Here is a 234-nt window from a genome sequence, read left to right on the forward strand (position 1 = left end):
GGGGCATCCTCTTCGATATCGATATTATCAATCACTTTAGCGACGTTCTGAACGTTACCAATAGCGATAATGGCTTTTTCACGGTCAGCCTGAGTTTTAGCATTACCACTGATTTCGGCAGTATCCGTCGAACCATTATATTTAATTTTTAGGTTACTAATATTGAGATTCTGCTGCTGAATGCGACGCAGCAAAATGTTGGCAACCGATTGCGCTGAAGGCTCGCCACTGGCG

1 protein-coding gene is annotated in these 234 nt (G+C 44.0%); it reads right to left on the reverse strand.

The annotated features are described in order from the left end of the window. Window positions 1–234, reverse strand: a 234-nt coding sequence (locus AAEZ03_RS28965; protein ID WP_350583454.1) for a BON domain-containing protein, incomplete at both ends; no start/stop codon positions are given.

The organism is Pseudomonas sp. HY2-MNA-CIBAN-0224 (genome assembly GCF_040310285.1).
Taxonomy (GTDB): Bacteria; Pseudomonadota; Gammaproteobacteria; order Pseudomonadales; family Pseudomonadaceae; genus Aquipseudomonas; species Aquipseudomonas helleri.